The 19941-nt window shown below is 66.6% G+C and carries 19 protein-coding genes and 1 pseudogene; 13 read left to right on the top strand and 7 right to left on the bottom strand.

Annotated features, from left to right (window positions below; all coding sequences use genetic code 11):
* Window positions 1–122: 122 nt before the first annotated feature.
* Both ACHWVH_RS05195 and ACHWVH_RS05190 read left to right on the top strand, forming a co-directional pair.
* Window positions 123–674, top strand: a complete 552-nt coding sequence (locus tag ACHWVH_RS05195) for an NUDIX hydrolase (protein ID WP_152246312.1) — start codon at window positions 123–125, stop codon at window positions 672–674.
* Window positions 667–1464 (top strand): N-formylglutamate amidohydrolase, encoded by a 798-nt coding sequence (locus ACHWVH_RS05190; protein WP_394686793.1) that lies wholly within the window; start codon window positions 667–669, stop codon window positions 1462–1464. The genes ACHWVH_RS05195 and ACHWVH_RS05190 overlap by 8 nt, the downstream gene beginning before the upstream one ends.
* Before the next feature lie 30 nt (window positions 1465–1494).
* On the opposite strand, the gene ACHWVH_RS05185 is transcribed toward ACHWVH_RS05190, so the two are convergent.
* On the bottom strand, window positions 1495–2166 hold the full coding sequence (locus ACHWVH_RS05185; RefSeq protein WP_152238579.1) for a hypothetical protein: 672 nt from the start codon (window positions 2164–2166) through the stop codon (window positions 1495–1497).
* A gap of 403 nt (window positions 2167–2569) precedes the next feature.
* On the opposite strand from ACHWVH_RS05185, the gene ACHWVH_RS05180 reads away from it, so the two are divergent.
* Window positions 2570–3460 carry a transglutaminase family protein gene (locus tag ACHWVH_RS05180; protein ID WP_267117149.1) on the top strand — a complete coding sequence of 297 codons (891 nt, stop codon included), beginning with the start codon at window positions 2570–2572 and terminating at the stop codon, window positions 3458–3460.
* A 73-nt stretch (window positions 3461–3533) separates the two neighbouring features.
* Here the strand turns inward: ACHWVH_RS05180 and pip are convergent, their stop codons facing one another.
* From pip to prmC, 6 genes are all read right to left on the bottom strand, one after another.
* Entirely contained in the window at window positions 3534–4475 is a 942-nt protein-coding gene (gene pip, locus ACHWVH_RS05175) for a prolyl aminopeptidase (protein ID WP_267081947.1), read from the bottom strand.
* 119 nt (window positions 4476–4594) lie between these two features.
* Entirely contained in the window at window positions 4595–6940 is a 2346-nt protein-coding gene (locus ACHWVH_RS05170; RefSeq protein WP_394686792.1) for a hypothetical protein, read from the bottom strand.
* The gene (locus ACHWVH_RS05165) at window positions 6937–7782 is read right to left on the bottom strand and encodes a hypothetical protein (RefSeq protein ID WP_394686791.1); all 846 of its coding nucleotides are present in this window, start codon (window positions 7780–7782) and stop codon (window positions 6937–6939) included. Before ACHWVH_RS05165 ends, ACHWVH_RS05170 begins: the two co-directional genes overlap by 4 nt.
* Window positions 7783–8126: 344 nt before the next feature.
* The gene (locus ACHWVH_RS05160) at window positions 8127–8513 is read right to left on the bottom strand and encodes a hypothetical protein (protein ID WP_295925518.1); all 387 of its coding nucleotides are present in this window, start codon (window positions 8511–8513) and stop codon (window positions 8127–8129) included.
* A gap of 27 nt (window positions 8514–8540) precedes the next feature.
* Window positions 8541–8861 (bottom strand): hypothetical protein, encoded by a 321-nt coding sequence (locus tag ACHWVH_RS05155; RefSeq protein ID WP_394686790.1) that lies wholly within the window; start codon window positions 8859–8861, stop codon window positions 8541–8543.
* A 57-nt stretch (window positions 8862–8918) separates the two neighbouring features.
* On the bottom strand, window positions 8919–9752 hold the full coding sequence (gene prmC / locus ACHWVH_RS05150) for a peptide chain release factor N(5)-glutamine methyltransferase (RefSeq protein WP_394686789.1): 834 nt from the start codon (window positions 9750–9752) through the stop codon (window positions 8919–8921).
* Window positions 9753–9992: 240 nt separating this feature from the next.
* Between prmC and ahpC the strand changes: the two genes are divergently transcribed.
* The 10 genes and pseudogenes from ahpC to ACHWVH_RS05100 all read left to right on the top strand — a co-directional run bounded on the left by ahpC (window position 9993) and on the right by ACHWVH_RS05100 (window position 19930).
* Window positions 9993–10559: an alkyl hydroperoxide reductase subunit C gene (gene ahpC / locus ACHWVH_RS05145; RefSeq protein ID WP_010341941.1), complete on the top strand. Its 567-nt coding sequence runs from the start codon at window positions 9993–9995 to the stop codon at window positions 10557–10559.
* Window positions 10560–10721: 162 nt separating this feature from the next.
* Complete coding sequence (gene ahpF / locus ACHWVH_RS05140) at window positions 10722–12314, top strand: alkyl hydroperoxide reductase subunit F (protein ID WP_394686788.1); 1593 nt, start codon at window positions 10722–10724, stop codon at window positions 12312–12314.
* A gap of 151 nt (window positions 12315–12465) precedes the next feature.
* A complete protein-coding gene (locus ACHWVH_RS05135; RefSeq protein ID WP_017911310.1) occupies window positions 12466–13419 on the top strand; it encodes a LysR substrate-binding domain-containing protein in 954 nt (317 codons plus the stop codon).
* Between the two features lie 110 nt (window positions 13420–13529).
* Complete coding sequence (rnk, locus tag ACHWVH_RS05130; protein WP_017909220.1) at window positions 13530–13961, top strand: nucleoside diphosphate kinase regulator; 432 nt, start codon at window positions 13530–13532, stop codon at window positions 13959–13961.
* A 46-nt stretch (window positions 13962–14007) separates the two neighbouring features.
* A complete protein-coding gene (gene tal, locus ACHWVH_RS05125) occupies window positions 14008–14976 on the top strand; it encodes a transaldolase (RefSeq protein WP_394686787.1) in 969 nt (322 codons plus the stop codon).
* Between the two features lie 267 nt (window positions 14977–15243).
* Window positions 15244–16242, top strand: coding sequence for a transglutaminase family protein (locus ACHWVH_RS05120; protein ID WP_295912227.1), 999 nt, complete (start codon window positions 15244–15246; stop codon window positions 16240–16242).
* Window positions 16242–16829: an RHS repeat-associated core domain-containing protein gene (locus ACHWVH_RS05115; protein WP_295912230.1), complete on the top strand. Its 588-nt coding sequence runs from the start codon at window positions 16242–16244 to the stop codon at window positions 16827–16829. Before ACHWVH_RS05120 ends, ACHWVH_RS05115 begins: the two co-directional genes overlap by 1 nt.
* Window positions 16830–17352: 523 nt before the next feature.
* Window positions 17353–17670 (top strand): annotated as a pseudogene (locus ACHWVH_RS05110) (transaldolase family protein); the annotation flags it as partial.
* 281 nt (window positions 17671–17951) lie between these two features.
* Window positions 17952–18521, top strand: a complete 570-nt coding sequence (locus ACHWVH_RS05105; RefSeq protein ID WP_267085617.1) for a type 1 glutamine amidotransferase family protein — start codon at window positions 17952–17954, stop codon at window positions 18519–18521.
* Between the two features lie 179 nt (window positions 18522–18700).
* Window positions 18701–19930: a hypothetical protein gene (locus ACHWVH_RS05100; RefSeq protein ID WP_394686786.1), complete on the top strand. Its 1230-nt coding sequence runs from the start codon at window positions 18701–18703 to the stop codon at window positions 19928–19930.
* Window positions 19931–19941 lie beyond the last annotated feature (11 nt).

Genomic DNA, 19941 nt, shown 5'->3' with positions numbered 1-19941 from the left:
CGACCCCGGGCACGACCTGGCGCGCATCAAAAAAACACAACGCACGTTCTACACTGCACCGCATCGCCGGACCGCGCCGTGCGCGACCGCGCCCTCTTCCTCCGCCATCTTGCGAGCTGCCCATGCCCCGCCACGATTCCCCGCCCCGCGTCGTCTACGAAGGCAAGTACCAGCGCATGGTCGTGCGCGGCACCTGGGAGTATTCCGAGCGCGTGCACGCCGGCGGCCTGGCCGCGATCATCGTGGCGGTCACGCCGGACGACGAGGTGCTGTTCGTCGAACAGTTCCGCGTGCCGCTGCAGGCGCGCACCATCGAGATGCCGGCCGGACTGGTCGGCGACATCGATGCCGGCGAATCGATCGAGGTGTCGGCGGTGCGCGAACTGGAAGAGGAAACCGGCTGGACCGCCGAGCACGCCGAGGTGCTGCTGATCGGCCCGACCTCGGCCGGCGCCAGCAACGAGAAGATCGCCTTCGTGCGCGCCACCGGCCTGCGCAAGGTCGGCAACGGCGGCGGCGACGCCAGCGAGGACATCACCGTGCATTCGGTGCCGCGCACGCGTGCCGCCGCGTGGCTGGTGCAGAAGATGGGCGAAGGCTACGCACTGGACGCGAAGCTCTGGGCCGGCCTGTGGATGATCGAACACGAGCTCGACGGGACGCCGCGTGGCTGAGGGTCTCAGCCACGCATTGCCGCCGCTGCTGGGCGCGGACGACCCGGCGGTGTTCAGCATCCACCGACCACACGGTACATCGCCGTTCGTGCTGCTGGCGGATCACGCGGGACAGGCAGTGCCGCGCGCGTTGCACGGCCTCGGCCTCGCGCAGTCGGAACTGGACCGGCACATCGGCTGGGACATCGGGATCGCCGGCACCACCCGCGCGCTGTCCGCGCTGCTCGACGCCTGGGCGATCGAACAGACCTACTCGCGACTGCTGATCGACTGCAACCGCCCGCTGGCCTCGCCGACGCTGATTCCGCCGGTCAGCGACCACACCGTGGTGCCGGGCAATGCCGGGCCCACGGCGGCGCAGCGGCAGCAGCGCATCGACGCCGTGCATGCGCCCTACCACGCGCGCATCGCCGCCGAACTGGACGCGCGCCGCGCCGCCGCGCGCCCCACCCTGCTGGTGATGATGCACAGCTTCACCCCGGTGATGGACGGCGTGCCGCGGCCCTGGCATGCCGGCGTGCTCTACCACCGCGACACCCGTTTCGCCCACGCGCTGCTGCAGGCGTTGCGCGCGGAAGACGACCTGCTGGTCGGCGACAACGCGCCGTACGCGGTCAGCGGCAGCAGCGACTACGCGGTGCCCGTGCACGGCGAAGGCCGCGGCCTGCCGCATGTGGAACTGGAGATCCGCCAGGACCTGATCGCCGATGCCGCCGGCCAGCAGGCCTGGGCGCAGCGGCTGGCGCGGATCTTCACCAGGCTGCAGCCGCAGTTGCTGGCGCTGGGCTGAGTAACGCCGACGCCCTTCCCGCACCACGCCTCATGCCAGCGTCGGCACTGGCATCCACGGAAACGCCTTGTAGCCCTGCACCTGCAGCGGAACGCCGAGTGCGGCGAAATCGGCCGCGATCGCCGCGGCACGAAGACGATCCAATGCCTCGCCCACGGTCAGCGACCCGGCGCGACAGGCGGCCAACGCCTGGCCGATCGGCCAGTCCAGCAGGTGCGCGACCTGCTGCGCTATCGGCTTGACGCATTCGGGCGGACAGCGCGCAAGCACCAGATCGAACGAGGCAAAGACGCCTGCACCGACGCCAACCGCGCGCGCCGCCTCCCAAGCGTCCTCGTCCGCCTCGCCGAGCGCCTCGTCCACACCCTCGACCTGCAGGAACGCGTCGTACTCCGCGTAGTAGGCCAACGCCTGCGCGTAGTCGTATAACGTCGACAGCGGGCGTTGCCGCTTCTGCACGTCGAGCACGTCGGCGAACGTCGCCGGTTCCAGGTAGGGCGCCAAGCCCAGCGCGCGCGCCGCCGCGGGCGGTGTGTCATCGTCGCCGAATGCAGTGGCTTCGTCGGGCGGCAACCAGAAGCGCGCCTGCAGCGGATCCTCGCCGGTGGCATGCACCCAGCCGAACGCCTCGTGCACGTGGCCGTCGTCGTTGCAGGCGGCAAAGGCATCCAGCGTCTCACGCAAGGTCAATAGCGGAATCATACGTCGTCGGGCAGGCAGCGCGCGGCAGCGCAGTCTACGGCAGGTGTGCGGACGCTGAAGGAGAATGAAGCCTGCGAGACCGGAGCGAGACGTCGCTGGACATCGCCTGGCGTGTCGATCCGCGACCCCGTTCGACGACGACCGCTCGCCCGCACCCAAAGCAGTCCGCGACCGGCAGCGCCGCCGCGATGCGCCCCCCAGTGCAGCGGTACGCGGCTGGCGCAGCGGCGCCCGCGATCCGCAACGCCCGGTTGCCCCTGCGGCCGTTCGGCATGCACTGGCCACGACGCCGCTCAGCATGCTGAAGCGGCTGCCGCCCGCCTTCACACTAAGCTGAGTGTCTCCTGCGCACGCTCGGGCTGGACCGGTCCGTACCGGAAACCCGCCCCGCATCGGACCCCACATGCTCATCCGCCTCGGTTACGAAATCCGCTACCGGTTCGCGCAAGCGACGCCGATGCTGGCGATGCTGGACATCCACGACAGCCGCCGCGACGACATCGTTGCCGCCACCGCCTTGCACAGCGTGCCGGCGCTGCCGTTGCACCGTTATCGCGATGGCTTCGGCAACCGCTGCACGCGCCTGCAGGCGCCCGCCGGAACGCTGACCCTGCGTGCCGATGCGGTGGTGCGCGACAGCGGACTGCCGGACCAGTACCGCTACGACGCCGCGCAGACCCCAGTGGAGCAGTTGCCCGACGACACCCTGGTGTATCTGCTCGGCAGCCGCTACTGCGAGACCGACCTGCTCAGTGGCATGGCCTGGGAGCTGTTCGGCGGCACGCCGCCCGGCTGGGCACGGGTACAGGCGATCTGCGACTACGTGCATACGCGCATCGCCTTCGGCTATGCCCATGCCTGCGCCACCAAGAGCGCCGCGCAGGCGCTGCAGGAAGGGCGCGGCGTGTGCCGCGACTTCGCGCATGCGGCGATCGCGCTGTGCCGCTGCATGAACATCCCGGCGCGCTACTGCACCGGCTATCTGGGCGACATCGGCGTCCCGGTCTCGGACGCACCGATGGATTTTTCCGGCTGGTTCGAAGCCTTCCTCGACGGGCGCTGGTACACCTTCGATGCACGCCACAACGTGCCGCGCATCGGCCGGGTGCTGATCGCGCGCGGCCGCGACGCCGCCGACGTGGCGATCAGCACCACCTTCGGCGACAACGTACTCGAATCGTTCGTGGTGTGGACCGACGAGACCAAGCAGGCACAGCTCGACACGCGCCCCTGCGCAGCGGCCGGCGCCATCACCGCCGCCGGATGCGAACCCGGCAACGCGCTGGCCTGCTGAATCATTGCAGTGGACGGTGCCGCCATGCGCAGCACCGCCCTTCCGTGAACGCGCTACGCAGCCGCGCGCGGACTCAGGCGAAGCCGTCGGTGGCGCGCACCAACGCGTCGACGTTCTCGGGCTCGAACGCGGAATGGCCGGAGGCCGGGGTGATCTGCAGCGTCGCCTTCGGCCAGGCCTTGGCCAGATCCCAGGCGTTGGCCAGCGGGCAGACCACGTCGTAGCGGCCGTGCACGATCACCCCCGGGATGTCGGCGATGCGGTGCGCGTCGCGCAGCAACTGGTCCTCGACCTCGAAGAAGCCGCCGTTGACGAAGTAGTGGTTCTCGATGCGGGCGAAGGCCAGCGCGAAGTGCGGGTCCTCGTGGCTGTCGACGAAATCGGCATCCACGTGCAGGAAGCTGGTCGCGCCTTCCCACACGCTCCAGGCCTTGGCCGCGGCCAGGCGGGTCGCCTCGTCGTCGCTGGTCAGGCGCCGGTGGAAGGCGGAGATCAGGTCGGCGCGCTCCACCGCCGGGATCGCCGCGACGTAGTGCTCCCATGCGTCCGGGAACAGGCGGCTGGCGCCTTCCTGGTAGAACCACTCCAGTTCCCAGCGACGCAGCATGAAGATGCCGCGCAGCACCAGCTCGGTGACGCGCTCCGGATGGCTCTGCGCGTAGGCCAGCGCCAGGGTCGAGCCCCAGCTGCCGCCGAACACCTGCCAGCGGTCGATGCCCAGGTGCGTGCGCAGCCGCTCGATATCGGCGACCAGGTCCCAGGTGGTGTTGTCGACGAGGTCGGCATGCGGCGTGGAGCGGCCGGAGCCGCGCTGGTCGAACAGCACGATGCGGTACTTGGCCGGATCGTGGAAGCGGCGCATCTTGGCGTTGCAGCCGCCGCCGGGACCGCCATGCAGCAGCACCACCGGCTTGCCGTGCGGATTGCCGCACTGTTCGTAGGACAGGGTATGCCGTGCGTCCACCGGCAACATGCCGCTGTCGAACGGCTCGATCTCGGGATACAGCGTGCGCATGGCGACTCCTGCGGGAAAACCGCGATTCTACCCATGCGCGCCACTTGAGCGGCGCTGACCAGCAACGGCCGGCCGCGAACGGACCTGGCGCAGCGCCGATCGGCCAACCGGGGTCGGGATCAACCGATCGCCGGCGCGCCTCTGCCGCCAGGGGCGTCCTGCACCCGCTGCTGCGCTTCCATGGCCAGGTGCTGCGCGCGCTGCTGGTTGAACGCCTGCGCCTGCTGCACCGTCTCGTGCATCGGTGCAGCGGCCTGCGCCACGTCCGTGGCGGCGCGGAAGCCCGGCGTGGTGCCGGACACCCACAGCGTGTCGCCGGCCATCTGCACCCGGTCGATCTTGTCGGCATCGGCGATGCCGGCCCGCTTGGCACCGAGCATCGCCTGCGCGACATGCGCATCGTCGATGCGCGTCGGTACGTCCCTGCGGATGCGCGCGAACATGGTCTGATCGGACGCAGGCAGTGCGGCGAGGTTCTGCTCACGATCGGCCTTGTGTCCGGCCGACGGCGCCGAGTGGGCTCCGGAAGCCGGCGTCGTCGCGGCAGGCGCCTGCGGATGCGGCTGCGCGGGTGCGTGGGCCGGAGCGCTGCGCTGGAACCACTGCCCGGGATGGGTCAGCGTGTCGTAGGCCTGGCCAGCCGCGTGCTTGGCCGCGTCGATGCCCTGCGTGGCGGTCTGTCTTGCGGCTTCGTACGCGTGCGTACCAACCCGCGCGGCGCTGTCGGCCGCTTGCTTCGCCGCATCATAGGCACTGGTGGCCGCACGTCCAGCTTGCGCCACGCCTTCGGTCACTACGTGTTTGGACGCGTCGTAGGTCTGCGTGACAGTGCGCTCGACATGCTCCACACCGCTTATGACCACGTGCTTCGCCGCACCGTAGGTTTGAGTGGCCGCGCGCCCAACCTGCTCCGCGCCTTCAGTCACCACATGCTTCGCGGCGTCGTAGGTCTGGGTGGCGGCACGACCGACCTGCTGGGCGCCTTCGGTCACCACGTGCTTGGTTGCGTCGTAGGTTTGCGCCACCGCACGTTCGGCCCGGTCGATCCCATCGGAGACCGCCTGCTTGCCGAGCTGATACGTCTGCGTGGCGGTTTGCGCCGCGACCCGCGCGCCATCGTAGGCATCGACGATGTGATTGGCGACGTTGGCCACGCCCGCCTGGAAGCGAGGATCATGGATCCGCTCCACCACGGCGTCGGCAGCCGCATGCGCGCCTCGCTCCACGGCGCCTTTGGCCGATTCCAGCCCGCCGCCCACCCACCGCGCCGCCGCATCCGCACCTTGACCGTGCAGACGGGCGGCTTCGCCCACCACATGTCCAGCCAGCGGCGCAACCGGGATGAAGGGCGCGGTAAGGCGCCCGCCCTCCCGCGCCACGATCGCGATACGTTCGTCCAGCGCTTGCACGTAGCGACCGCCGGCGCGCACGGCATCGGCACCGTGCTGCAGGCCGTCGGCAACCCCGCGCACGGGCGCGCCACGCGCGATGGTGTCGCGAATGGCGGGATCGGCGTTGAGCACGAGGTACTCGTTGAGTTGCCGCCGCAGATTCGGCGACAGTTGGCCCTGCCCGTCGTTCCCGCGCATCTGCCGCAGCGACTCGGACAGTTCGGCGCGTGCGAAGGACACATCGCTGCCGAAGCGGTCGATGGCGTCCTTGTTCGCCGCGTAGCGCTGCGTCGCTTCCTGGAAGCGCTGGGGTTGCAGGATATTGTCCGGACTGTCGCTGCTGAAGTGCTGCTGGCCGCCGTGGTCGCTCAGCCGCATCGCGATCAGCGCGTTTGGCGGCGCCGACCCGGGCGGCGCATCCAGGTAGCGGCCGGCCCGCAGGCTCTGGATGTCCTCTTCGCTGGCCAGCGACACCACCTTGCCGACATGCGGACTGGCCGCGCTCACCACGTCGCCGGCCATGCGGTAGTTGGTGAGCTGGAAGCCCGGCTGCGGCGGGCCATCGATCATGTCCGCCGCGCCGAAGCCGTTGTAGGTGGCGCCGCGCAGGCCATATTTGGCGGCCTGGAGTTCCGCCAATGCGCCGCCCAGGGAGTGGCCGGCAGCGAATATCTGGGTTTTCGGGATGCCCTGCGCAGCCGCTTTGGCGATCATCTGCGCTGTAAACGCGTCGGCCGCAGACCTCTGCGCGTTGACGGTATCTCGCACCATCTTTGCATCGACGGCGATGTCCTGCAGCGTCGTCAGCGCGTGGTCCGCTTTTTCCGAAACACTCTTACCTGAAAATAGACCAGGATCAGTACCTCGGTACGCGACAATAACATTGTGAGGCGACGCAACGCTTTGATACGCAGTTGCGTGAAAGCCGGTAGCCGGATCACTGGCATAGCCAAATATCTTATAACCCTGGCCATCCAGAGAAACATACCTATTGTTATCGCCCACATCACGCTGTGATCGGTTGGCATACGCGTCATTACTTGCATCAGCTAACGCTTGATCAATGACTTTCATGACTTGACTTCCTTAACAGTGATCGTCACTGGGAAATAAGCATCAGGGTCTTTAAGAACCTCGGGATCGTCAGACTGGAACTCTAGCGCACCATAGGGAACCAAAGCAGGATCCCCATAAGAACTATTCTTGAAATAGCTTTTCCCACCACCCTCGCGCAAGATTTTTTCCAACAACCCTCCCCAACCGAATTTCACACCCTTGCCAATCGCGCTAACACCCACACTTATCACATCCCAGTGGCAAACCCCGAGATTGAAATAATCTTCATCCAGCAGGGCATCGCGATAAAAATATCCCTTCCATGTGTGGTCATCCACCTGGACCATAGGAATATCGAGCCCGGTGTTAGGCACATGCTGCTCGCCAAGAACTGGCATCATCGGCACACAATTCTTATTGATGACGTCATATCCAATGTAAGCACCCTTGAAAGAATCCCACGGTCCCGGCGCATTTGACGTGGCGATGACCTCGTAGCGCTTGACCGGATGCGGATTCAGATGCCCGGTCGCACCGTCGTTGCCAACATCGATACCTTTCGAACAACCGGCGGCGGTCGCGGCCAGGGGCATAATGGCGGCAGCGGCCAGGTGGTGCAGTTTCATCGTATCGTCCTCGGGGGGATAGGCCGCAGGCAGCGCGGCAGTGGGGTCTGGTGGCAATGGCAGTCTCGGCTTGCGCCAGGGCGCAATCGGCACCCCACCACGCGGCAGCGCGCCGAGCCTGGCGTAGACGTCCGCATTGATGCTGCCCATGTCGCGCAGGAGTTGCGCATCGCGCATTGTGCGGGCGCGTGGACGATAGGGATTGTCGCTGTACGTGCTCTTTTTGTCGCTCATCGCGCCACCTCTCCTTTATCAAGACTCCAAGTTGCGACTGCGATCTTACTCGCTGGAAACCATGTCGCCACTGCCCATCGCGCAAAGGGTACAAGTGGGATCCTGACCCACATCCATGGCCCGGATTTTCCTGATGAATCGCCATCGGGCTCTGATACCGGCATGCGGCAGCGCCAGGTATTGGTTACATAACTGACTGGAAGCCTGTAGCTGAGTCACTGGAAAAGCCGAAAACCCAGTAGCGCCTCTCACCTGAATGCACCTGCTTCTTGCAGCGATATCGCTCCGAGGACAATTCACATACGCGTCGTTGGCCGCATCGGCAACCGCTTGATCAATCCCCTTCACGGCTGGGCCTCCCTGACAGCGAGGGTGGCAGAGAAATATGCGTCCGGATGCTGTAGCACTTCAGGATCAGCAGGATCGAAATCCTGTGCCCCGTAAGGGACCAGGGACTTATCCCCATACGCGACCTTCTTGAAATACCTGGTCCCTCCACCTTCGCGCAGAATCTTCTCCATAGAGCCGCTCCACGCAAACCTTAGGCCCTGAGCAATCGCACTGGCGCTCACGCTCGTGACGTCCCAATGGCACACCCCAAGCTTGAAGCAATCCTCATCCTGCAGCGCATCACGGTAGAAATACCCCTTCCACGTATGGTCGTCTACGCGGGTCATCGGAACGTCGAGTCCGGTATTGGGGACTTGCTGTTGACCAATGAAGGGGATCATCGGAACGCACTTCTTATTGACGACGTCCTATCCGATGTAGGCGCCCTCGAACGCATCCCACGGCCCCGGCGCATGGGACGTGGCGATGACCTCGTAGCGTTTGACCGGGTGCGGATTCAGATGCCCGGTTGCGCCATCGTTGCCGACGTCGATGCCGTTGGAGCAGCCCGCGCCAGCCACGAGGATGGCAGCGACAGCGAGTGCGCGCAGGATTCTGAGACGGGGCCTGCGACGAGCGGTCACGCCGGCAGGGATCCACGCACCCTCGGCATGCCGCGTACCCGTCTGTGCCACGGCGGGCGTGGGCGGTACGCGCATCGCATTCGAAAGGCGACTGAGGGTGAACATTGCGGGTCATCCATGTCCGGCATCGTTACCCACGCACCATACCCCGGCGCCGGCGGGTCAGGCCAGCGGCTGGCGCCCCAGCGTGACCCGATCGCGCGCTTCCAGGTCCTGGTAGGTCGCCGCCTCGGCGAAGCCGGCTGCCTCCAGCAGCGCGCGCACCGCCGGGCCCTGGTCCCAGCCGTGTTCCAGCAGCAACCAGCCGCCGGGCAGCAGATGCGCCGGCGCATCGGCGACGATCCGGCGCAGATCGTCCAGGCCGTCGGCACCGGACGCCAGCGCGCTGGCCGGTTCGTAGCGCAGGTCGCCCTGCTGCAGGTGCGGATCGCCGGCGGCGATGTACGGCGGGTTGCTGGCGATCAGATCGAAGCGCTGCCCGGCCAGCGGGGCCAGCCATGGGCCCTGGACGAAGGCGACGTTGCCCAGGCCGTGGGCATGCGCATTGGCCTGCGCCATGGTCAGCGCCTCCGCACTGAGGTCGGTGGCCGTCACCTGCGCCTGCGGCCGCTCGCTGGCCAGGGCCAGGGCGATGGCGCCGCTGCCGGTGCCGAGGTCGGCGACCCGGCGGCCCGGTGCCAGGTCCAGTCGCTCCAGCGCCAGTTCCACCAGCCGCTCGGTGTCCGCGCGCGGGATCAACGTGGCCGGTCCGACCGCCAGGTCCAGGGTCCAGAAGCCGCGCCGGCCGGTCAGGTAGGCCACCGGCTCGCCCTGTACACGCCGGGCGAGCAGCGCCTGAAACCCATCCGCCACCTCGTCCGCCAACGGATCGCGGGCGTGCGCGAACAGCCACGCACGGTCGCGTTGCAGGGCGTGCAGCAGCAAGGCTTCGGCATCGCCGCGCTCGACCTGGGTGCAGGCGTCGCGCAGCAGGGATTCGGGGGTGGGCGCATTCATCGCTGTCACGATGACGCAGCGAGCGCGGAAAAGCCAACGTGGTAGAACGGACCGACGCCCATGCGCCCTGGGCGGCTGACGCGCTGTTCGCGCGGCAGTGCAGCAAAGAGCCAGGCTTGGGAATCGATAGAGGAAACCTATCTATTCAATTCCATCAATCGATTTGAGGGATCTATCGGCGCCCCCTATCATGAGCCTCGTTCCATCCCCCGACCCCTATTGCAACCACGAGGAAACTCCATGTCGTCTTTGATCAACACCCAGGTCCAGCCGTTCAAGGCCAACGCCTACCGCAATGGCGAATTCATCGAAGTCACCGACGCGGACCTGAAGGGCAAGTGGTCGGTGCTGATCTTCATGCCGGCCGCCTTCACCTTCAACTGCCCGACCGAAGTGGAAGACGCCGCCGAGCATTACGCCGAGTTCCAGAAGATCGGCGCCGAGGTCTACATCGTCACCACCGACACCCATTTCTCGCACAAGGTGTGGCACGAGACCTCCCCGGCGGTGGGCAAGGCCCAGTTCCCGCTGGTCGGCGACCCGACCCACCAGCTGACCCGCGCCTTCGGCGTGCACATCGAGGAAGAAGGCCTGGCCCTGCGCGGCACCTTCGTGATCAACCCGGAAGGCGTGATCAAGACCCTCGAGATCCACGACAACGCGATCGCCCGCGACGTCACCGAGACTCTGCGCAAGCTCAAGGCCGCGCAGTTCGTCGCCTCGCACCCGGGCGAGGTCTGCCCGGCCAAGTGGAAGGAAGGCGAGAAGACCCTGAAGCCGTCGCTGGACCTGGTCGGCAAGATCTAAGCCGCCCGCGCTCCCATCTCCGCCTCGCGGCGGGGGTGGGGGTGAACCGCAGCCGGCATCGCGCGCCGGCGCCGGCTGCGGTTCATCCCTCCTCCCCTCTTCGCAGCGCGCTGCTCCGGCAGCGTGCCTCCCCCGCGCTTTGCCCAACGTCAGGAGTCCGCCATGTTGGATGCCGATCTGAAAACCCAGTTGAAGGCCTACCTGGAGCGGGTCGTCCGGCCCATCCACATCACCGCGTCGGTGGACGATGGCGCCAAGTCGCGCGAGATGCTCGACCTGCTCGAGGACCTGGTGCTGCTGTCGGACAAGATCACCCTGGACGTGCACCGCGACAGCGGCGAGCGCGCGCCATCGTTCGCGCTGAACAGCCCCGGCCACGACATCCACCTGCGCTTCGCCGGCCTGCCGATGGGCCACGAGTTCACCTCGCTGGTGCTGGCGCTGCTGCAGGTCGGCGGGCATCCGTCCAAGGCCACCGCCGAACTGATCGAGCAGGTGCGCAACCTGCCCGGCGAGTACCGCTTCGAAACCTATTTCTCGCTGTCCTGCCAGAACTGCCCGGACGTGGTGCAGGCGCTGAACCTGGCCGCGGTGCTGAATCCGAACATCCAGCACGTGGCGATCGACGGCGCGCTGTTCCAGGACGAGGTCGAGGCGCGGCAGATCATGTCGGTGCCCACCGTGTACCTCAACGGCGAAGTCTTCGACCAGGGCCGCATGACCCTGGAGCAGATCGTGGCCCGGCTCGACACCGGCGCGGCCAAGCGCGATGCGGCGGCGATCGCGGCCAAGGCGCCGTTCGACGTACTGGTGGTCGGCGGTGGCCCGGCCGGCGCGGCCGCGGCGATCTACGCGGCGCGCAAGGGTATCCGCACCGGCGTGGCGGCCGAGCGCTTCGGTGGCCAGGTGCTGGACACCATGGCGATCGAGAACTTCATTTCCGTGCAGGAGACCGAAGGCCCGAAGATGGCCACGGCGCTGGAGCAGCACGTGCGCCAGTACGACGTGGACATCATGAACCTGCAGCGCGCCGAACAGCTGGTGCCGGCCGGTGCCGACGGCCTGGTCGAGGTCAAGCTGGCCAACGGCGCCTCGCTGAAGAGCCGCACGGTGATCCTGTCCACCGGCGCGCGCTGGCGGCAGATGAACGTGCCCGGCGAAGACCAGTACCGCAACAAGGGCGTGGCCTATTGCCCGCACTGCGACGGCCCACTGTTCAAGGGCAAGCGCGTGGCGGTGATCGGCGGCGGCAACTCCGGCGTGGAAGCGGCGATCGACCTGGCCGGCATCGTCAGCCACGTCACTCTGGTCGAGTTCGACAGCAAGCTGCGCGCCGACGAAGTCCTGCAGCGCAAGCTGCGCAGCCTGGGCAACGTCGACATCCTGGTCAACGCGCAGAGCACCGAGGTGCTGGGCGACGGCCAGAAGGTCACCGGCCTGGTCTACAAGGACCGCGTCGGCGGCGATGTGCATCGCGTGGCGCTGGAAGGCATCTTCGTGCAGATCGGACTGCTGCCGAACACCGAATGGCTGCAGGGCACGGTGGCGCTGTCGCCGCGCGGCGAGATCGTGGTCGACGACCGCGGCCAGACTTCCCTGCCGGGCGTGTTCGCCGCCGGCGACGCGACCACGGTGCCGTACAAGCAGATCATCATCGCCATGGGCGAAGGTTCCAAGGCGGCGCTGAGCGCGTTCGACCACCTGATCCGGCACAGCGCACCGGTCGCCAGCGGCAGCGTGGCCGAAGCGGCCTGATCCGCACCCATCCCGCGCCGCTCCGCCGGCGCGGGACCAGGGTGTGCGGTCTCCACCGCGCGCGTCCATCTGTCTCGCCGCCATGTGCGCCACACGCTCTATGCTGTGACCCTGCGTCACCTCCCGCCGCTGCGTTCCGAGGAACCCGCTGATGAACCTGCGTGATCTGAAATACCTGGTGGCGCTGGCCGATCACAAGCATTTCGGGCGCGCCGCCGCGGCCTGCTTCGTCAGCCAGCCGACGCTGTCCACGCAGATCAAGAAGCTCGAGGACGAACTGGGCGTGCCGCTGGTGGAGCGCGCGCCGCGCAAGGTCATGCTGACCCCGGCCGGGCGCGAGGCCGCCAGCCGCGCGCGCGGCATCGTCGCCGAGATCGAGCAGATGAAGGAGGCGGCGCGGCGCAGCCAGGATCCGGAAGCCGGCACCGTGCGCCTGGGCATCTTCCCCACGCTCGGCCCGTATCTGCTGCCGCATGTGATCCCGCGCATCCGCGCGCGCTTCCCGCAGCTGGAACTGCTGCTGATCGAAGAGAAGAGCGACGTGCTGCTGACCCGCCTGCGCGAGGGCCGGCTGGACGCGGCGCTGCTGGCGCTGCCGTTGCACGACGAGCAATTGCATGCCGAATTCCTGTTCGAGGAACCGTTCGTGCTGGCGGTGCCCGAGCAGCATCCGCTGGCGCGGCGGCCGACCCCGCTGACCATGGACGAACTGCACGCGCAACGCCTGCTGCTGCTCGAGGACGGGCACTGCCTGCGTGACCAGGCGCTGGACGTGTGCCACCTGTCCGGCGCGCTGGAGAAAGCCGAGTTCCAGGCCACCAGCCTGGAGACGCTGCGGCAGATGGTCGCCGCCAACGTCGGCGTGACCCTGCTGCCGCTGCTGGCGGTGCAGCCGCCGGTGGCCAATCCGCCGAACCTGCGCCTGCTCCCGTTCGCGCCCGACGGCGGGCCGAGCCGGCGCATCGCCATGCTGTGGCGGCGCAGTTCGGCGATGGGCGCGTTCCTGCAGCAACTGGCGCACCTGTTCGGTGCGCTGCCCGAGGAGTTGTTCACGCTGCCGGCGCAGGCATCGCTGCCGGACCAGGCGCCGCGCCAGGTGGCCTGAACAGGCCGACCGGCCGCGACGTCGCATCGGCGCCGGCTTGCTTGCACAATGGGAACGGGGGCGGCGCGGTGCCGCCTCCGTTCGTTGTGCCATCCAACCGGAGCCTGTCCATGACCTCGCAACACCACAGCGGCCTGCCGCCCTCGTTGATCGTCTCCAGCCGCGACCTCGCGCGCCTGGAAGCCCTGCTCGACTCCCCTGCCTTGCACCAGCACCCGGCCGCGCAAGCGCTGGGCGCAGAACTCGACCGCGCCACCGTGATGGCGCCCGACCAGATTCCCCCCGGCATCGTCACCATGCATTCCCGCGTGGAGTGCGAAGACGAACTGCACGGCGAACGCCATCAGCTGACCCTGGTCTATCCGCACGAAGCCGATGCCGCGCATGCGCGCATCTCGGTGCTGGCCCCGGTCGGCAGCGCCCTGCTCGGCCTGGCCGTGGGCCAGTCGATCGACTGGCAGGCGCCCGGCGGACGCCCGCTGCGCCTGCGCGTGACCGCGGTGCGGCGCGCCGACGACGACAATGCGCGCGCAGCGCGTTAACGTGCGCGGCCCTATCCTTGTTCCCACTCGTTCCCGAGAGATACCGATGACCTCTTCCGCCCCCTCCAAGCTCGCCCAGTTGCGCGAGTTGTCCGTGGTCGTGGCCGATACCGGCGACTACGACGCGATCAAGCGGCTCAAGCCGGTGGACTGCACCACCAACCCGACCCTGGTGAAGAAGGCGCTGGACCTGCCGGTCTATGCCGACCTGATCGACGAGGCGCTGGCCTGGGCGCGCGGCCAGGACGGCGACCACACCGCCCTGGTCGACGAGATCGCCGACCGCCTGACCATCGGCGTCGGCGCCAAGCTCAGCGCGCTGGTGCCCGGCCGCGTGTCCACCGAAGTGGACGCCGACCTGGCCCACGACACCGCCGCCACCATCGCCAAGGCGCACAAGTTCATCGCGATGTACGCCGAGCGCGGCATCCCCAAGGACCGCATCCTGATCAAGGTCGCCGCGACCTGGGAAGGCATCGAGGCGGCGCGGCAGCTGCAGCAGGACGGCATCGACTGCAACCTGACCCTGATCTTCAACCGCACCCAGGCCCTGGCCTGCGCCGAGGCCGGCGTGTTCCTGATCTCGCCCTTCGTCGGCCGCATCCTCGACTGGTACGTGGCCAAGGGCCAGACCCCGGCGACCATCGACGAGGACCCGGGCGTGCAGTTCGTGCGCGGCGTGTACGACGAGTTCAAGCGCCGCGGTTCGCAGACCGTGGTCATGGGCGCCTCGTTCCGTTCCACCGCGCAGATCGAAGCGCTGGCCGGCTGCGACCGCCTGACCATCTCGCCGGACTTGCTGGAGAAGCTCGACGCCGACCACGGCCCGCTGCCGCGCAAGCTCTCACCCAGCCAGGCCGACGGCGCCAAGATCGAGCCGATCGACGCCAAGCGCTTCGCCGCCGACCTGGCCGCCGACCCGATGGCCACCGAAAAGCTGGCCGGCGGCATCGACACTTTCGCCAAGGACCTGCAGACCCTGCGCGACACGATCCGGAAGAAGCTCGCCGCGTAGCCGTCGGCACTGTATGCATAAGCAACGAGAGCGGCGGCGACGCCGCTCTTTTTTTATTCGGGCATTGAGCATGCGGCGCTTGCCTTGACTCCCTACCTTGCGTCATTCCTTACGTTGATAGTCTGTCAGTTGACTTGCTCCTCAATCCGCCGAGGTCGATAAGGTTTGACAATGAATAGACAGTCCTCTTTGGCCAGACTAGGATGACCAAAGGACTTGGGGGGCAAAGGAATGCGACCAGCACTTCTTTTGTTTGGAACGTTTCTCATGCTTGGCGTATCGGGCGAGAGCTTGGCTGATCCTCCCAAGCCGGCGACTCGTCAGAGCCAGCAACGAACACCGGACGCCACGGTCACGGAGCTCCGAGCACTCCTGCAGACGCCCGAGAGCGGAATCGACTTGGCAAAGGCCAAGCTCGCTATCGACCGCATGATCGACCCGAAGGTTGACCCCACTGTCACCCTGCAGCAGCTCGACACACTGACTACTCGCATCAAGGCGCGTTTTCCGACGAATGCGACCAACCAGTCCAAGTTGGAATTGCTTGTGAACTCGCTGTCCCAGGCCGGGCCGTGGAATGACTATCGCCCTTTCAGTTACGACCTGAACGACCCATTCGGCAAAACGATCCACAATAAGCTGCTTTCAACCTACCTGAAGACCCGCAAGGGCAACTGCGTCTCCATGCCGGTGCTGCTTGTAATTCTGGGCCAGAAGCTAGGACTGGATATGACCTTGGCGACAGCGCCCGAGCACGTCCTGGCGAAGTTCCGGAACGACCGAGGCCAGTGGATCAACATCGAGGCCACCAGCTTTGGCACGAAGAGCAACGCCAGCTATGAGCAGGAAACCAACATCTCGCCGAAGGCCATGGCCAACCGCCTCTACTTGCGGCCGCTAAACAAACGCGAGTCTGTCGCAGTCATGCTGAGTACCTTGATGGAGTTTTACGGGCAGCAGCAGCGTCAGGAGCAACGCATCGCGATCGCCGACCTGGCGTTGCAGGCCGACCCCAAGGATATTGCGGCGATGCTACAGAAGGGCAACGCCTACTTCAGGTTAATGCAACAGTACATGGCGAAGTATCCGTCGCCTGCGGCCATTCCCCCAGAACAGCGTTTGGATTTCGATGCACTCCAACGCAGTAACGACCTTTGGTTTAATCGGGCCGAGGCGCTTGGTTGGACGATGCCACCCAAGACACAGGATGCGAACTACCTACAAACCATCCAACACGCAAAGGCAACGCAACAAGGAGGGCGGTGATGCACAAGCTAAAATGCGCAGGGAGCGTGCTAGCCATTCTAATCGCCGGGTTTGGCGGACCGGTCTCAGCACGTTACGTACAATCAGATCCAATCGGTATCGCAGGCGGCGTCAATACATATGCCTACGTGCAAGAAAATCCGGTTTCGTCCATAGACCCACTTGGTCTCAGAAAGGTGATCCTCTTCAACCCTGGCGACTATCCGTTCTACCAAGGCGCAATGGCGACTCCTGACATTCCAGGCGTCACCAGGGTGTTTGGGCACATGGGACCTGACCGCGTTCTCGACCAGCGCCATGATGGTCTTGCTGTGAAGCTGGACGTGGAAGGTGTCAAGTACATTATTGAGGGAGAGGGTTGGACTCCCGGTGAGCCGGTTGAATTTATGGGGTGCCGCTCAGGGCAGGGAGAGAACTCGATCGCCGAACAGTTCGCAAACAAGTATTCCACTGCTACATCGGGCGCCACGCAGTACATGTGGTACAACAATCTTGGCATAAGCGGAATCTATGGAAAGGTTCCTTACTTCCATTGGAAGAATTATGCCAATCCCGGAGTCATGCGCTCCTTTCCGCCTGGACCGTGAATATGACCATGGGAAAGCCTCTACTTCGCTGGCTCCTTCTTGCACCGTCCGTAGTTGCCAGCCTCTTATCGATGGCAGGCATGTATTGGCTATGCCATCAATTGCTGCTGCAGGCATGCCCTTCATCGTCAAAGTCGATAGAAGGGGTGACCGACCTAGCGAGTGACAACTACGGAATAGCCACCACTACATGTTCACAAAGTTGGTACCCATCTGCAGAATCTTCACTCCTGATTGTGATGCTTCTTCTATCAGTGCTGGTTTGCTGTCTCAGTGCTTATCGCTTGGCGCCCAGTCACAAACGACTTGTCAGCGCCCTTTGCGGAGTAGCGACAAGTGCATTTCTCGTCATGGCCTTTACTTGGCCAGAGTTGTAGCGCGCGAACTACTCGAAGCGCTCCTCATCAAGTCTGGCCCCTGCATTGGCAAAGGCAAGCGGCATTTGACTAGACCGATCGGAGATTAATGGGCGCTCATTCTTTTATTGCAGGGAATGGGCAAAGGGGAATGGGAAACTTGGCAGCGCCGCGGTTCGCAGACCGTGGTCATGGGCGCCTCGTTCCGTTCCACCGCGCAGATCGAGGCGCTGGCCGGCTGCGACCGCCTGACCATCTCGCCGGACTTGCTGGAGAAGCTCGACGCCGACCACGGCCCGCTGCCGCGCAAGCTCTCGCCCGGCCAGGCCGACGGCGCCAAGATCGAGCCGATCGACGCCAAGCGCTTCGCCGCCGACCTGGCCGCCGACCCGATGGCCACCGAAAAGCTGGCCGGCGGCATCGACACCTTCGCCAAGGACCTGCAGACCCTGCGCGACACGATCCGGCACAAGCTGGCCGGTTGAGTGTTGCCTGCACCCCAAGCGCGGTGATGCTGCGCTTGGGGTGCCGGGAAGAGGGAAACGGGAATGGGGAATTGGCCAAGCGGGTGCGCCTCTCGCCGCCGTTTTCCCGCCCGATCAGATGTCGTCGCTACAGGCGCTTGCGCTGCGCGATGCGCACCAACCACGAACGCCAAAACAGGCGCAGCCACAACGCGTATCACCCATGGCGCTTTCGACGCCCCGTTGGCGCGGCCGCAACTTTTCCCAGGCTATGCTGCGCGCCCGAGTGCAGAGGCAAGGCAATGGCGACGATCGCAGTGGTGATGGTGGACGGCGTGGCGGACTGGGAGATCGGCACCATCCTGCCGGCGGCGCGGGCCTGGTTCGGCGACACGATCCAGATCGCCAGCATCGACGGCAAGTCCATCACCTCGATCGGCGGGCTGGAGCTGCACCCCACCTATGCGCTGTCGGACCTGGCGCCATTGGACGCCGACCTGTGGCTGCTGCCCGGCAGCGACCGCTGGCAGGCCGGCGAGATTCCAGGACTGAGCGCACTGCTGCAGCAGCGCCTGGAGGCTGGCCGCGGCGTGGCGGCGATCTGTGGGGCGACCCTGGCGCTGGCCTACGCCGGCCTGCTCGATAGCCGCCCGCACACCAGCAATTCCGAAGCCTTCCTACGCGAGCACGCCGGCGTCTACGCCGGCAGCGCGCATTACCAGGAGCGCCGCGTGGTCAGCGCCGGCGGCCTGATCACCGCCCCCGGCACCAGCCCGGTCAGTTTCGCCGAGGAATGCCTGCGCCTGCTGCACCCCGAACGCGAGGAGCAGATCGCGCAGATGCGGCAGATGTTCGCGGCCGAGTTCGTGTAGCGCGACCAGTGCCACCTGTCATGCAGACGGTGGCGGCGCCACATGACTACACTTGTCGTCACACACCGTGAGGTACGCCATCGGCGGCTGAGCACAGCGCTGCGGTCGCCCATGACTCAGGCAGCCCGTCCCGAGGTGCGCCAGCAGGGTGCTTCCACGACGTCGACAGGAGAAGGCGCATGCGCGGATGGATGGCGCGTTATTTGTTTTCGCTGGCCCTGGCCGCCGCCAGTGCCACCGGCATGGCCGCCACACCGGCACCGACCCGGGTCGCGATCCTGGGCGTGGAGCACGCGGCGCAACTGGTTTCCGAACGCGACCAGCCGGGCGTGCTAGCGGCGTTCCTGGAGCAACTCGCGCCGGACGCGATCTGTATCGAACGCCCGCCGGAGCAGGCGGCGCGCGGCGATTACTACGAATACACCTACGAGGTGCAGGGCGTGATCCTGCCGTACGCCGCGGCGCATCCCGTCGCCCTCTGTCCGATCGACTGGATGCCGCCGGTGGAGGACGCCAGACTCGGCTTCGGCGTGGATCTGGACACGCCATTGGAACTACGCCGCGAGCAGGGGTTCCAGGGCTTCCTGTCGTTCCCCGACAAGACCGCATTGCAGCGCGATTTCCTCGCGGCGGATGTGGCCGAGAACGTGGCCGCGGTGCGGAAGTGGGCGCAAACGCCGGCGCCGCGGGCCGACCAGGACCTGCCGCGACGCCTGTACCTGTACCGCACCTTCCTGCAGGCCCAGCGCATCCGCGCCGCAGCACTGGCGCACCCGGGCAAGACCGTGCTGGTCGTGGTGGGCTATTTCCACAAACCGGACCTGGAGGCGATCCTTGCGCGCGACCCGGCGATCGCGCTGGTGCAGCCGTCGACGCTGGGGCGCCCCACCGTGGACGCAATCGCGCGCGCCACCACCGCGACGCAGCGCGCCGCGATCCTCGCCTTCAACCTGCTCGGCACCCAGGCCGACACGGGCAACGTCGATTGGGCGTGGATGGGCCGTGTCCTGGATGCCTACGCCGCCGACGCGCCGGCCGCCGAAACGGCGCTGTTGCGAACCCGCCTGGCCCTGCTGAGCGGCCAGATCGCGCCGGCCGAAGCACGGCGGCGCTACGCACGGCTCGCCGAGGAAACTCCAGCCGAGCTGGCATTCGGCTGGACCGGCGTGCAGGACCGCACCCGCGTGGATTCGTTCTTCGATCCCTTCGGCAATCTGACGGTCCGCCAGCGCGCGACGCTGGAACTGGCACGCACCGACTATGCGCTCGGCCGCAGCCGCGACGGCGATGCGGCGATCGTGCGGCTCAAGGCCGAGCTATCACCGCGCAAGGCGCTGCAACTGTCCGGCTATGCGGCGCGGCTGCGGCAGGCCGCCGCGAGCACGCGCGATTCGCGTGCCGCGAAGTAACGGGCTCGCGT

The sequence above is a fragment of the uncultured Xanthomonas sp. genome (genome assembly GCF_964278005.1).
Lineage (GTDB): Bacteria > Pseudomonadota > Gammaproteobacteria > Xanthomonadales > Xanthomonadaceae > Xanthomonas_A > Xanthomonas_A sontii.
This window is presented reverse-complemented; position numbering and strand designations above follow the sequence as displayed.

Coding starts and splice junctions, on each gene's coding strand:
- ACHWVH_RS05185 (WP_152238579.1), bottom strand. CDS start 2,166: ATGATTCCGCTATTGACCTTGCGTGAGACGCTGGATGCCTTTGCCGCC.
- ACHWVH_RS05100 (WP_394686786.1), top strand. CDS start 18,701: ATGCGCGGATGGATGGCGCGTTATTTGTTTTCGCTGGCCCTGGCCGCC.
- ACHWVH_RS05160 (WP_295925518.1), bottom strand. CDS start 8,513: ATGATCCCCTTCATTGGTCAACAGCAAGTCCCCAATACCGGACTCGAC.
- pip (WP_267081947.1), bottom strand. CDS start 4,475: ATGCGCACGCTGTATCCCGAGATCGAGCCGTTCGACAGCGGCATGTTG.
- ACHWVH_RS05180 (WP_267117149.1), top strand. CDS start 2,570: ATGCTCATCCGCCTCGGTTACGAAATCCGCTACCGGTTCGCGCAAGCG.
- ahpF (WP_394686788.1), top strand. CDS start 10,722: ATGTTGGATGCCGATCTGAAAACCCAGTTGAAGGCCTACCTGGAGCGG.
- ACHWVH_RS05135 (WP_017911310.1), top strand. CDS start 12,466: ATGAACCTGCGTGATCTGAAATACCTGGTGGCGCTGGCCGATCACAAG.
- rnk (WP_017909220.1), top strand. CDS start 13,530: ATGACCTCGCAACACCACAGCGGCCTGCCGCCCTCGTTGATCGTCTCC.
- ACHWVH_RS05115 (WP_295912230.1), top strand. CDS start 16,242: ATGCACAAGCTAAAATGCGCAGGGAGCGTGCTAGCCATTCTAATCGCC.
- ACHWVH_RS05120 (WP_295912227.1), top strand. CDS start 15,244: ATGCTTGGCGTATCGGGCGAGAGCTTGGCTGATCCTCCCAAGCCGGCG.
- ACHWVH_RS05165 (WP_394686791.1), bottom strand. CDS start 7,782: ATGAGCGACAAAAAGAGCACGTACAGCGACAATCCCTATCGTCCACGC.
- ACHWVH_RS05170 (WP_394686792.1), bottom strand. CDS start 6,940: ATGAAAGTCATTGATCAAGCGTTAGCTGATGCAAGTAATGACGCGTAT.
- ACHWVH_RS05195 (WP_152246312.1), top strand. CDS start 123: ATGCCCCGCCACGATTCCCCGCCCCGCGTCGTCTACGAAGGCAAGTAC.
- prmC (WP_394686789.1), bottom strand. CDS start 9,752: ATGAATGCGCCCACCCCCGAATCCCTGCTGCGCGACGCCTGCACCCAG.
- ACHWVH_RS05155 (WP_394686790.1), bottom strand. CDS start 8,861: ATGTTCACCCTCAGTCGCCTTTCGAATGCGATGCGCGTACCGCCCACG.
- ACHWVH_RS05105 (WP_267085617.1), top strand. CDS start 17,952: ATGGCGACGATCGCAGTGGTGATGGTGGACGGCGTGGCGGACTGGGAG.
- tal (WP_394686787.1), top strand. CDS start 14,008: ATGACCTCTTCCGCCCCCTCCAAGCTCGCCCAGTTGCGCGAGTTGTCC.
- ahpC (WP_010341941.1), top strand. CDS start 9,993: ATGTCGTCTTTGATCAACACCCAGGTCCAGCCGTTCAAGGCCAACGCC.